Genomic DNA, 13069 nt, shown 5'->3' with positions numbered 1-13069 from the left:
ATACGTATGCTTTTTAAATGGAAATTGATATTCGTTGAATAAAGGAGAGTTTACATGATAGAAAGTAAAGTTGTAGATTCTATTCCAACTTTGAATGAGAATGATTGTCAAATATGGTGGGCAAGAATTTCAGATTTACAATCATGGCATTACAATTTACTAAATGATATAGAGCGAGAGAAAGCAAATTCGTATCATCATTCGGCAGATCGTGCTCGTTTTATAATAGGCTGCGTAATTAGTAGATTAGTTCTCAGCAAGATACTTTCTATGTCACCAGTTCTAGTACCGATCGATCGAATGTGCTCAGTATGTAAATTGCAACACGGTAGACCACAATTACCAGAAGGTATGCCACAATTATCCGTTTCACATTCAGGTGAGTGGGTTGTCGTTGCATTTACAAAATCTGCACCTGTTGGCATAGATGTAGAACAAATGAATCCAAATGTAGACGTTATGAAAATGGCAGAGGGCGTATTAACAGACATTGAAATAGCACAAGTTATGAAATTACCCGATGAATATAAAATAGAAGGATTTTTGACATATTGGACTCGAAAAGAAGCGGTGCTGAAAGCGACAGGTGAAGGGCTATTGATTCCACCGGTGAATATTACAGTATCAGCTCCAAATAATGCTCCAAGATTGTTAGTTTTTAAGGATAGGAAAGAGTTAGTAGATAATACAATGATGGAAGATGTAAGGCCTACCTTAGATTATATGGCTTCTGTTGCAATATTCAGTAAGGAAGTGACTGAAATTACGCAATTAGACGCGATGGCACTTTTACATCTTAAATAAAAAATTTTATAGAAGAGGTGTTCCTCATGTTAGTGGCGGAAAATAGAAAAAGCGAATTAACTTATAATGTACAAGCAATTAAAAATATTTTATTTTCTGGAAATACATCATCTATTCTTGCTTTAGAAAAACTTTTGAATGATACAGTTCAGTTTGATGTTCTCGAACAAGAGGTACTTGATAGACAGTACATTCCAAAAGAAGCAAAGAATTTCTTTGATAAAAATGGAACATTTCTTTACCGTATATCTAATGTTAGTTATAAAGGTAAGGTGTTATCTGAAAATCTAATTTTTGCGGACACTTCGTTTTTACCGGACACAATAAATGGTGAATTAGAGAGTGGAAATATTCCTGTTGAAAAGCTTATAGAAAAGATGGAAGTAAGAAGAAACGTATTATATGAAGGATATCAGCCATCTGGAAATATTATCGAATTGTTTGATGGATGTTCTGTTACAGCGAATGTGTATCCAACTAGAAAATATCAAATTGTAAGAGATTGCAAATGTATATTTTATATTTGTGAAGTGTATCATGCAGAGAATATAAAGGAATTGCTTAAATAACAAATAAACAAAAACCAGCCTATACAATGGCTGGTTTCTTGTTTATTTAACAGCTTCTTTTAATTCTTTACCTGCTTTAAATGCAGGAACTTTACCAGCCGCAATCTGAATTTCTTCTCCAGTTTGTGGGTTACGACCTGTACGAGCAGATCTTTCACGCACTTCAAAAGTTCCAAAGCCGATTAGTTGAACTTTATCTCCAGATTGTAATGCATTAGCAATTGTGTCAAATACGGATTGTACAGCTGCAGAAGCGTCTTTTTGAGAAATATCAGCTGTTTGTGCCACGTTTTTAATTAATTCCGTTTTGTTCATGTTTTCACCTCATAAATAAGTTTTTGGAATGAATGTTTTAGTATAATGGATAGTAAAGATAAAGCTATCACTCTGATTAGAAAGAATGCTATATAGTTATGTTAATTTCGTTGCAAGAGACTGAATCCCTTCTATTATTTAGGGATTAATTAAGAATCGATGCATATAAAAAGCTTTAGTATGAGGATGAGGGGGAGTATACGAATGATTTATCGTGAAAAAAATGAGAAGGAAAGTATATTAATTCGTCAACATGATCATGGTTTTTTAGCTGGAGAGATTGCAAAGCATATAAAAGAAGACTTTTTTGAAGATAAAACATACTTAAAAGAGACAATTGATGCAATATACGAGCATGACAGAGGGTGGATAGAGCTTGATAAAGTACCAATTTTAAATGATGCTAAAAATATTCCATATACATTTATGGATTGTCCAAGCTCATTACGTTTTGTTTTTTACACGATTGGTTTGAATGAAATTGAAGATTCTAATCCATATGGGGCATTACTTTGCAGTAAACATTTTTTATCATTTCCACTAAACGAGGAAGATGAAGAGATGATGTCATTTTATAAACATGAATTAGAACGACAAAAAAGAATTTTGAAAACGTTAACAAAGGAACAGTTTGCGATGTTTGATAAACATTATAGATTATTAAAGTTTTGTGATGAACTTTCTTTATACGTATGTATGAATAAGCCTGGTGTAAAAAAGAAAGATGAAATTGATTTATTTAAAGATGGTTTTGAAGGAACAGAAATGTTTAATAGTAAGGATGAGAAACTTATTCAAGCTGAATGGGTGGACGAGGAAACAATTCGGATTACACCATTTCCATTTCAAACGGAATTTCATACGTATGTAAAATATAAAACGATAAATAAACATGAAATGAAAGAAAAAGGGATTGCAAAGGTTGATAGAGAATCGGAAACGAAGAAACAAATTATTCGTTTCATACAATAGGGAGGTAATATAAATTGAAAGATTATATATTAAAACAGTTTGATTACCATGCTTGGGCTAATACTAGATTATTCAATCGATTAAAAGAGTTACCAAACTATGAGACAATTTTTAATGAGCAGATACAGAGTGTATTCCCATCCATTAAGGATACTTTTGTGCATATTTATATTACAGATCAAGTGTGGTTACACATATTGCATGGTAAAAGTATGAATGAAGCAATACAAGACCGAGAAAATTTACGAAAACAAATTGAAACTAAATCGTTACATGAATTAGAAAAAATGTTTGAAAACATGGCAAATCAATATAAAGACTTTTTAATTACAATACAAGACGTGAATGCTGTATTTGTTATTGAGAACCCATATGCAGAGGCATTAGAAACTTCAATTTTAGAGTTAGTACAACATGTCGTAAATCATGGTACATATCATAGAGGAAATATAACAGCGATGATCCGTCAACTTGGTCATTCGTCGACAATGATGGATTTTGTACTGTATTTACATATGGTTAAAAAGCAGGGAGAGTAATATAGTTTGTAAGAAGGAGAGGCTTTAATTATAGAAGTCTCTCCTTCTATTTTATCCCGCATTCATGGTAGATCGACTGATTAAAGTTTTCTTAAGAAGCTTTATTTTCTTGTAATTGCTTAGCGTATTGTACAGCCTTATATGCGTTGACTCTACCGTTTTTCCAGTACGTACCTGTACCGCTAATTTTATCAGAAGTTGACTCGATAATTTGGCGGATTTGTGTATTGCTATAACCTTGATTTGCTAAAAGCGCAGCAACTCCTGCAACGTGAGGTGTTGCCATAGATGTACCACTTAATGATTGATACGTGCTTCCTTTATAAGTGGAATATATATTTGAGCCTGGAGCCGCAACATCTACCCAGCTACCATAAGTAGAAAATGAAGATTTCTTATCTGATTGATCTGTAGAAGCGACTGCAATCACTTCGTTGTAATAGGCAGGGTAATTAGCTTTTGTATTTCCAGCATTTCCAGCAGCTGCAACAATAACAGAGCCTTTATTCCAAGCATATTGTACAGCTTGTTGTAATGCAGTACCACCATTTGGGGCACCTAAACTTAAACTAATTACTTTTGCGCCTGAATCTGCAGCTTCTCTAATGCCTTGGGCAACAGCATCAAGAGTACCACTTCCTTGACTATCTAATACACGAACAGCATAAATCGATGCTTGTGGTGCAACACCAGCTATTCCGACACCATTATTCGTAAGTGCCCCAGTAATTCCAGCACAGTGCGTACCGTGTCCATTGCCATCATCAGAGATATTGTCATTATCAACATAATCATGTCCGTAAATAACTTTAGAAGCTAAATCAGGATGTGACCCTTGAACTCCTGTATCAATAATAGCCACTTTTACACCAGAGTCGCTTCTTTGACTATCCCAAGCTTGCGGGGCTTGAATTTTTTGTAATCCGTATTGATTGTTAAAATATGGGTCGTTTGGAGTCCAAAAGGCGTGAACGTAATAATTCGGTTCTGCATATTCTACATCTGGATTATTTTTATAACTCTTTATTTTTTCTTTTACAGTACCTTTTGAAAATTGAACGACTTCAAAACCTAATTTATCATCTTTAGATAAGACATTAGCTCCGACAGATTTATGAAAAGATTGCACATTACTTAAAGATGCATTTTGCTTGAACTTAACGATTAATTGGTTAGGAACGTAATCAGTAGATGATGTTTCAGCGCTTGAAGTATTCGTGTTAAAGAAGAAACCACCAATGATAAATGATAAAACTGATAGGAAAACAATGATTTTGTTTTTCAAAAGATTTTTCCTCCCTTTTCTTGGATGAGTTTTTCAGCGACACTTTAATGTCGCATTCCTTTTCAACTATATAGTTAGACCATACGATTTATGACATTTATGTGAAAAACTTTTGGAGGAATAAAAAGGAGTAAACATTGATATAAATATAATTTTAATGATAGTAACTGAGTAAAAGAGAGGATGAAAAAAGGAATGCTCATCATGTATGAGTCATTCCTTTTTTGATAGATTAACTTGCTTGATTTTTATTACTTTCTTTCAATTTCTCTGCCTGTAAAAAACGATTTGTTTCAGCGACAACGATACTACTTAATCCGATTAGACCGATTAAGTTTGGAATCGCCATAAGTCCATTTGCAATATCAGCGAATGTCCATACGATACCGAGTTTTAAATTGGCACCAATTGCAATCATGGCGATAAAGATTGCTTTATAATAACGTACGGCACCTTGCCCAAACAAATAAGCTACACATTTCTCGCCATAATACGACCAGCCTAAAATAGTAGAGTAGGCAAATAAAATTATAGCGATACCAAGAATCATACTACCAGCAGTACCGAATACTGATTGAAATGCTAGTGTAGTAGCTTCAACACCAGTCTTTCCTGATTTCCATGCACCTGTTGTAATTAATACAAGTCCTGTAATTGTACATACGATAAATGTATCTAGGAAAGTACCAGTCATAGATACTAGTGCTTGTTTTGCAGGTGAATCTGTTTTTGCTGCAGCGGCAGCGATAGGAGCACTCCCTAAACCAGCTTCGTTCGCAAATACACCACGCGCCATTCCAATTTGAATAGCTGATGCAACTGTTGCACCAATAAAACCACCAGCAGCTGCCGTACCATTAAATGCACCAGAAAAAATAAGTGAAAATGCCGCTGGAATTTGATCATAGTGATAGAAAATAATAATAAGGCCAGCAATTATATAAAAGAAAGCTTTAATAGGAACGATATATCCTGTCACTTTCCCGATTTTTTTTACACCGCCTAATATAACAATTGCGATTAAAAATGACATTAGTATACCAGTTAAAGCAGGGGGGAAAGAAAAATTAATTCGCATTGCCTCTGCAACTGAGTTAGATTGCACCATGTTACCAATACCGAAAGAAGCAGTTGTACCGAATATAGCGAATAATACTGCAAGCCATTTCTTACCTAAACCACGTTCTAAATAATACATTGGCCCACCTGAATATTCACCATTTTCATTACTAACACGGTATTTCACTGCAAGTATTGCCTCGGCATACTTTGTTGCCATACCGAACAATGCGGTAATCCACATCCAAAAAATTGCACCAGGGCCACCTATAGTAACAGCGGTTGCAACACCCGCGATATTTCCCATACCGATCGTTGCGGCCATAGCTGTCATGAGTGCTTGGAAGTGACTAATATCTCCAGAAGAAGAGTTATCTTCTGATTTTTTAAATGCTAGTTTGTGAGCGTATAATAGTTTACTAAACTGTAAACCTTTTAAACGCACTGTGAGAATGATACCAGTTCCAACGAGTAGCAACAAAGTTGGTAATCCCCACACGTATTGATTCATTTGTTCTAATACTTTACTTACTGTCTCCATCTTTATTCTCCTTTTTTAGAAAAAATAAAAACCACTTCAAGTAAATGAAATGGTCTCTGGAGAAACAAGGGATAGAAAAATAAACCGATACAAATCGGCTTTTTCTTTCGCTTGTCTCTGTCCTTTTACCTGAGAGATTATCCGCTAAAGTAGCGGATTTGCTCCTTCGGTGCTCGTTTTCCTCCGCGCTATATAAAAGCGAGAGGGAGTCTCTCCAGAGATTCGTCCCCATGCAGTTCTACTTGTAACCAAGACCTGAGAGTTTCAAAGTTGGTATAACAACTTTTTGCCCCGTCGGTAGATCAATAGACCTTCTCCTGAATGGTTCATCCGAATTATAAAATTTATAAACATATTGTTTGTAAATCAATAAAAACATTATAGACATACAAATTGTGAATTGCAATCATTTTTTATTTTAAAATAGTAAACAGTTTTATTTTTTTACAAGTCCTAATTTATCTTCAACTTCATCTAAAGTAGATAAAGCGATGACAATATGTTGATCCGCAAGTCCTAAAGCATGTTTTATTTTTTCAATAGTTTCATTGGTTGGAGTAGAGTTATTTGCTCCATCTATAATCAAATTTGCTGCATTTTTCATGAAATTTGATGCAGATTTAAACTGGGTTGTGAATTGGATTAGTTGTTTTTGTATATGTATATCTGTTATGTTTTCTTCAATTTTTAGCGTGTCTATTTCGTTCATAATTGTTTCATACTGCTTGGAAACAGCATTCATTGTAACTAATAGTTTGTTTCTATCGACCGAATCTCCATTCGTGTTAATCTCTTCCCAGGCAGGCAACCAATCTTTTTCGATGATGTCATTATAATTAGTAGTTAATTCATTGATTTTAGGTTGTAATTTAGTTTTGAAAATTTTTGTATCCACTGTTTCTACAGTTGCTTTTTCGTTGTTATTTTTAACATTAGTAACGTAGAAAATTGTACCGAAAATGATGAAAATAGAAATAACAACTGTCCATTTAGTAAAAAGTAATTTTTGCAATGTGTAACGCCTCCAAAATTTAAAAACTTATAATTATAATATATAACAATAATGTTGTTTTAAGTAGAGAAAATAGGTTAGAAATGATTTGAATTGTATATTTTCTATACACAAATAATTAAAATTAGTAAAATGATGAAAGTTATATGTGAGAAAAGAGGGTTTTTAGTGAAAATGAATAGAAGAAAACTAGTTTCAAATATTTCAATGGCTATGTTATTAGTTGGCTTAATTGCATTCATATTTATGAATAAAGAATCTAAAATTAAAGATTTTCCAGTGCCAATGTCAGCACTACATATTAACGATGATAAGGAAGAGGATTATCAATATATAAGTGTAATACCTATTACAAAAGCAAATGGATGGGAGAACTTAGGGGAAAACGGGCATACTGTTAGTTTTAAAAAAGGGGAGCGGAAGGTAACTGTATTACATTATCCAGGAGAAATTACGTATTCTATATTTGAAAAATAATTGATGATAAAAAAGATAGGGAGTAGATGATATTGTAGGATTGTTTACTTCCTATCTTTTTTAGTTTTTAATTCTGAATTGTTTGAATTAAAATTATTATGCGTATAGAATAAAATAGTATGTTTTTGATGATATAGATAACCGGTAATACATAATTATATTATGCAAACTATAAGCAGGATAAGAAAGCAAGAGATTTTAATTTTTATATTTTAGATGTATTTTTACCCGGTAAGTATTCCGGTAATCAACTTGCAACATTTACGGAGGTCATCAAATTTCGAGTAAGTAATGGAGTTGATAACAAAAAAATTAACGTTTGTGTATATGGAAAAATAGAAAGTATGGCGAGTGGGAAATGGATCGAATCATAAGGGGGAATTAAAAATGTTACTAAAAACAATCTACTGTAAGGTGGAAGAAGAGAAAAAAGAATTGTTTTCCAGTGCGCAAGAAAAATGGCGTGATATACAGCATCTAGATGGTTTTCATGGACAATTTGGTGGATGGAATGAAGATGAGGCTTGTGTATTTACTTTATGGGAAGATAGAAGTGCATATCAATCATTTATGAATGGTGCTCACGATACAATTTATTTAAATAGTAATCAAGAGGATACGTTTCTTTCATGTGAAATTGAATTATTTCAAACGTTGTATGATATAACTGATTCGCATTTGAAAGACGTTGTAATAGAGGGGGCATTCGTAAGAGTTGCTGTATGTGATGTAAAGGTGGAAAAGGAAAAGCATTTTTTACATAAGCAAGAAACAATTTGGAATAAAGGTATGGAAAAAGCAAAAGGAATGTTAGGTGGAGTAGTTGGGAAGTCTTTAAAAAATGAAAATCGTTACATAGTGTTAACGTATTGGAAAGATGAAATAGCGCATCAACATTATGTGGAAGAGATTTTCCCAGATTTATATAAATTAGCTAATATTCATGAAGATATAGAAGAGGTAAGAGGAAAACAAGCTGTATGTAAGAAAGAATGGTTTGTATATTAAGTACGGAAAAAGTGCATAAATGAATGTATATTCTAGATGTTTTCTTATAAACAAGAAATTAATAGAAGACGTTATATACCCTTTCATGTTAATATATTTAAGTTATAATAGAAGGCTTACCCTTTTGTATTGTACGGTAGAAGCAGTGTGAGCTTGAAATTTTGTTTAGAAAAGGATGTGCCTAATTTGCGTATCAATAAATTTATTAGTGAAGCTGGAAAAGCGTCTCGACGTGGAGCGGATAAACTAATTAATGAGAGAAGAGTAATTATTAACGGTAAGGTTGCAAAAATTGGTGACCAAGTCAATCCAGGTGATGATGTACGAGTAAATGGAGAGCAGCTGCGAATTGCTCGAGATCACGTATATATCGCTTTAAATAAACCAGTAGGTATTACATGTACGAGTGAAAAAGCTGTAAAAGGTAATATTATCGATTTAGTGAATCATCCTTTACGAATTAGTCACATAGGACGTCTAGATAAAGACTCAGACGGTTTAATTTTGTTAACGAATGATGGTGATATCGTTAATGAAATTTTACGTGCTGAAAACAAACATGAGAAAGAATATATCGTTTCAGTAGATAAGCCGATTACGCCTGATTTTCTAGAGCAAATGGCAGCAGGTGTTAAAATTTTAGGAACAAAAACGCTTCCATGTGAGATTACACAGTTATCAAAATATGAATTTAAAATTATTTTAACACAAGGGTTAAATCGCCAAATTCGCCGTATGTGTGAAGCTTTAGGTTATCAAGTATACACGTTAAAACGTACGAGAATTATGAATATCGAATTGAATAATTTACCTGTTGGACAGTGGAGAGATTTATCGAAGAAAGAGAAACGACGTCTATTTTCAGACTTAAATTACGAACCACAAGATTGGTAAAATTGAGAAGGGAGAAACCAAAAATCTATTTTTGGTTTCTTTTTTTATTTAATAAAAAAACTTTTTTAAACACTTGCAATAGTAAAATGAATAAGATATAGTAAATAACAATAAATGGATGTTTTACAAAAGCAAAGAAAAGGACACGAGTTATTTTACCCGGTTATACAGAGAAGGAAGGAAAGCTGAGAACTTCCTAACGCAGAAGAATAACTTACCACCTTAGAGCTGCACTAGGGAAATGAAGTATCTAGTGCCGTGTATGCGACGTTATCGCAAAAGAAGCCATTATGTTTTTTTGTGATGGGAATCTGGGTGGAACCACGGATATAAGCATATTCGTCCCTATTTTAGGGATGAATATGCTTTTTTGCATGCAATTTCATAATAAGCGAAGAAAAGGACACGAGTTATTTTACCCGGTTATACAGAGAAGGAAGGAAAGCTGAGAACTTCCTAACGCAGAAAAATAACTTACCACCTTAGAGCTGCACTGGGGAAATCAAGTATCTAGTGCCGTGTAAACGACGTTACCGTAAAAGAAGCCATTGCATATTGTGATGGGAATCTGGGTGGAACCACGGGTAAAAGCACGCTCGTCCCTATATTAGGGATGAGTGTGCTTTTTATTATGAAATGGAGAGATGAAAAATGAAAGAACAAATGATTGAAATTAAATTTCCAGATGATAGCGTGAAAGAATTTGTAAATGGAGTTACTTTAGAAGAAATTGCGGCATCCATTAGCAGTAGTTTGAAAAAGAAAGCGGTCGCGGGGAAAGTAAATCATCAGTTATATGATTTACGCCGAAATATAGAAGAAAATGCGGAAGTTGAAATCATTACTATAGATTCAAATGAAGGTGTAGAAATTGCAAGACATTCCGCGGCACATATTTTAGCGCAAGCTGTAAAAAGGTTGTATGGTGATATAAATCTTGGGGTAGGGCCTGTTATTGAAAATGGATTTTATTATGATATGGATCTTCCAAGTAGTGTAAACGTAGAAGACTTGCGAAAAATCGAGAAAGAAATGAAAAAGATTATAAATGAAAATATAAAGATAGAACGAGTTGAGGTTTCTCGAGAAGAAGCAGCTAAACTGTTTCAAGAAATAGATGATAGTTTGAAATTAGAACTTTTAGAAGCGATTCCTGATGCGGAAAGTGTAACACTATATAAGCAAGGTGAATTTGTAGATTTATGCAGAGGGCCACATTTACCATCTACAGGTTATTTGAAAGCATTTCAATTAACTCACGTTTCTGGTGCATATTGGCGAGGTGATAGTAATAACCAAGTGCTTCAGCGCATATATGGTGTTGCATACTCTTCTCAGAAAGAATTAGAAGAGTATTTACATTTCGTTGAAGAAGCAGCAAAAAGAAATCATCGTAAGTTAGGCAGTGAGCTTGAGTTATTTATGTTTTCTGAAGAGGCTCCGGGAATGCCGTTTTATTTACCGAAAGGACAAATGATTCGTAATGAATTAGAAGCATTTTTAAGAGAAATTCAAAAAGAGTACAATTACCAAGAAGTACGCACTCCATTCATGATGAACCAAGAAGTATGGGAGAGATCAGGGCACTGGGGACATTATAAAGATAATATGTATTTCTCAGAAGTAGATAATAAAAGTTTTGCATTAAAACCGATGAACTGCCCAGGGCACATGCTTATGTTTAAAAATAAATTGCATTCTTATCGCGAATTACCGATTCGTATGTGTGAATTTGGTCAAGTACATCGCCATGAATTTAGTGGTGCGTTAAACGGATTATTAAGAGTACGTACTTTCTGCCAAGATGATGCACATTTATTTGTAACTCCAAAACAAATTGAAGATGAAATCAAATCCGTAATGGAGCAAATTGATTACGTATATAAAACTTTTGGATTCGAATATGAAGTAGAGCTTTCTACTCGTCCAGAAGATTCAATGGGTGACGATAAATTATGGGAGCAAGCAGAAGCAGCATTAGAAAATGTATTACAATCGCTAAATTATAAATATAGACTAAATGAAGGTGACGGTGCATTTTACGGACCGAAAATTGATTTCCATATTAAAGATGCTTTAAATAGAAGTCATCAGTGCGGAACAATCCAGCTTGATTTCCAAATGCCAGAGAAATTTGATTTGAATTATATAGATGAGAAGAATGAAAAGAAAAGACCAGTTGTCATTCATAGAGCAGTTTTAGGATCTTTAGATCGTTTCTTAGCAATATTAATTGAGCACTTTGGAGGTGCGTTCCCAGCATGGGTGGCACCAGTTCAAGTGAAAGTAATTCCAGTTTCAAATGCAGTACATGAACAATATGCCAATGAGATTGCACATAAATTAGCACAAGCTGGAGTTCGTGTTGAAGAGGATGCACGAGATGAAAAATTAGGATATAAAATAAGAGAAGCACAAATGCAAAAAGTACCGTATGTTCTTGTTATTGGGGATAAGGAAATGGAAAACGGAGCTGTAAATGTACGTAAATATGGAGAAGAGAAGTCAGAAGTTGTTGCGCTAGATGTATTTGTGGCAAGTATTGAAGAAGAAATAAAGAATAGAAAATATTGATTGTAAAGAAAACACACTATTAGAAATTAGTGTGTTTTCTTTTTTATCTTACAAAAATGTAAGGTAAATGTAAGCGAAATCGAGGGAACGAGTTGTAGAAAAATGAGAATATGAAGTAGGAAATAGGTTCATGTTAAGGGTGTAACTCTTATTGGATGAATAATTAAAAAATTCTTAAGAATTTACATGACAAAATAATAAGAAATATGTGAGAAATTAATTTTATACAAAAGGGATGGAGTGAAAGAGATGTCAACAAATGTAGTTACTGTAGAAAGTGTAGAAAAAACGTATGGGAAAAGAAATGAGAATCAGTCAAAAGCATTAAGAGGCGTATCGTTAAGTATTAAAGAAGGAGAATTTGTCGGGATCATGGGTCCTTCTGGGTCTGGAAAAACGACACTACTTAATGTGATTAGTACACTGGATCAAGCGACAGGTGGCAGTGTGACAATAGCTGGCACAAATATTACTTCAATGAAGGGGAATGCCTTATCAGATTTTCGATCTCAAAAATTAGGGTTCATTTTTCAAGATTTTAACTTACTAGAAAACTTATCAATTTATGAAAATATCGCTTTACCACTTTCTTTGCAAGGCGTACCTTCAAGTGAGATTACTGGAAAGGTGAATGAGGTTGCGAAGAAATTAGGGATTACTGAAATTTTAACAAAATATCCAACTGCTGTTTCTGGAGGACAAAAGCAAAGAACAGCGGCAGCTCGAGCTTTAGTACATAATCCAGCAATCGTATTAGCGGATGAACCGACAGGAGCGCTTGATAGTAAAAATGCAAAAAGCTTATTAGAAGCGATGCAAGATTTACATGAAAATCACAATGTAAGTATTTTAATGGTTACACACGATGCATTTAGTGCCAGTTATTGTGAACGTATTTTATTTATTCAAGATGGTCTTCTTTATAAAGAATTAAATCGTCAAGGCACTAGAGAGAATTTCTATCAAGACATTTTAGGTGTGCTCGCTCATATGGGCTCAGCTGCTGAGTCTAAATAGGGG

13 protein-coding genes, 1 riboswitch and 2 other annotated features are annotated in these 13069 nt (G+C 33.9%); of the genes, 9 read left to right on the top strand and 4 right to left on the bottom strand.

The annotated features are described in order from the left end of the window. Window positions 1–54 precede the first annotated feature (54 nt). A complete protein-coding gene (gene sfp / locus COK05_RS06255) occupies window positions 55–804 on the top strand; it encodes a 4'-phosphopantetheinyl transferase Sfp (protein WP_098611886.1) in 750 nt (249 codons plus the stop codon). 26 nt (window positions 805–830) lie between these two features. Continuing rightward, on the top strand, window positions 831–1373 hold the full coding sequence (locus COK05_RS06250) for a cold-shock protein (protein ID WP_098611885.1): 543 nt from the start codon (window positions 831–833) through the stop codon (window positions 1371–1373). Window positions 1374–1415: 42 nt separating this feature from the next. On the opposite strand, the gene COK05_RS06245 is transcribed toward COK05_RS06250, so the two are convergent. After that, window positions 1416–1688 (bottom strand): HU family DNA-binding protein, encoded by a 273-nt coding sequence (locus COK05_RS06245; RefSeq protein WP_001043908.1) that lies wholly within the window; start codon window positions 1686–1688, stop codon window positions 1416–1418. Between the two features lie 204 nt (window positions 1689–1892). Between COK05_RS06245 and COK05_RS06240 the strand changes: the two genes are divergently transcribed. Both COK05_RS06240 and COK05_RS06235 read left to right on the top strand, forming a co-directional pair. Continuing rightward, window positions 1893–2660, top strand: coding sequence for a DUF3891 family protein (locus COK05_RS06240; protein ID WP_098611884.1), 768 nt, complete (start codon window positions 1893–1895; stop codon window positions 2658–2660). A 14-nt stretch (window positions 2661–2674) separates the two neighbouring features. Beyond that, complete coding sequence (locus tag COK05_RS06235) at window positions 2675–3199, top strand: DinB family protein (RefSeq protein ID WP_043938679.1); 525 nt, start codon at window positions 2675–2677, stop codon at window positions 3197–3199. Between the two features lie 91 nt (window positions 3200–3290). Here COK05_RS06235 and COK05_RS06230 read toward each other — a convergent pair whose 3' ends face one another. The 3 genes from COK05_RS06230 to COK05_RS06220 all read right to left on the bottom strand — a co-directional run bounded on the left by COK05_RS06230 (window position 3291) and on the right by COK05_RS06220 (window position 7096). Continuing rightward, entirely contained in the window at window positions 3291–4484 is a 1194-nt protein-coding gene (locus COK05_RS06230; RefSeq protein ID WP_098611883.1) for a S8 family peptidase, read from the bottom strand. Window positions 4485–4716: 232 nt separating this feature from the next. Next, window positions 4717–6084, bottom strand: a complete 1368-nt coding sequence (locus COK05_RS06225) for an alanine/glycine:cation symporter family protein (RefSeq protein WP_098611882.1) — start codon at window positions 6082–6084, stop codon at window positions 4717–4719. 107 nt (window positions 6085–6191) lie between these two features. Further along, window positions 6192–6312, bottom strand: a riboswitch (glycine riboswitch). 208 nt (window positions 6313–6520) lie between these two features. Continuing rightward, complete coding sequence (locus COK05_RS06220) at window positions 6521–7096, bottom strand: hypothetical protein (protein ID WP_098611881.1); 576 nt, start codon at window positions 7094–7096, stop codon at window positions 6521–6523. Between the two features lie 132 nt (window positions 7097–7228). Here COK05_RS06220 and COK05_RS06215 point away from each other — a divergent pair, with 132 nt between their 5' ends. The 5 genes from COK05_RS06215 (at window position 7229) to COK05_RS06195 (ending at window position 13066) form a co-directional block, all read left to right on the top strand. Beyond that, window positions 7229–7573 (top strand): hypothetical protein, encoded by a 345-nt coding sequence (locus COK05_RS06215; protein ID WP_141538914.1) that lies wholly within the window; start codon window positions 7229–7231, stop codon window positions 7571–7573. A gap of 387 nt (window positions 7574–7960) precedes the next feature. Then, a complete protein-coding gene (locus tag COK05_RS06210; protein WP_098611879.1) occupies window positions 7961–8581 on the top strand; it encodes a YdbC family protein in 621 nt (206 codons plus the stop codon). 186 nt (window positions 8582–8767) lie between these two features. Then, the gene (locus tag COK05_RS06205) at window positions 8768–9475 is read left to right on the top strand and encodes a pseudouridine synthase (protein WP_141538913.1); all 708 of its coding nucleotides are present in this window, start codon (window positions 8768–8770) and stop codon (window positions 9473–9475) included. 125 nt (window positions 9476–9600) lie between these two features. Further along, window positions 9601–9825 (top strand) — a binding site (T-box leader). 35 nt (window positions 9826–9860) lie between these two features. Then, window positions 9861–10082: a binding site (T-box leader), on the top strand. Window positions 10083–10126: 44 nt separating this feature from the next. Continuing rightward, window positions 10127–12049 (top strand): threonine--tRNA ligase, encoded by a 1923-nt coding sequence (gene thrS, locus COK05_RS06200; RefSeq protein WP_098611878.1) that lies wholly within the window; start codon window positions 10127–10129, stop codon window positions 12047–12049. A gap of 249 nt (window positions 12050–12298) precedes the next feature. Then, window positions 12299–13066 (top strand): ABC transporter ATP-binding protein, encoded by a 768-nt coding sequence (locus COK05_RS06195; protein ID WP_088055989.1) that lies wholly within the window; start codon window positions 12299–12301, stop codon window positions 13064–13066. The last annotated feature ends 3 nt before the right edge of the window (window positions 13067–13069 follow it).

It is taken from the genome of Bacillus cereus (assembly GCF_002567495.1).
Lineage (GTDB): Bacteria > Bacillota > Bacilli > Bacillales > Bacillaceae_G > Bacillus_A > Bacillus_A cereus_AQ.
The sequence above is the reverse complement of the archived record's forward strand: the minus strand, read 5'-3'. Positions and strand labels throughout refer to the sequence as shown.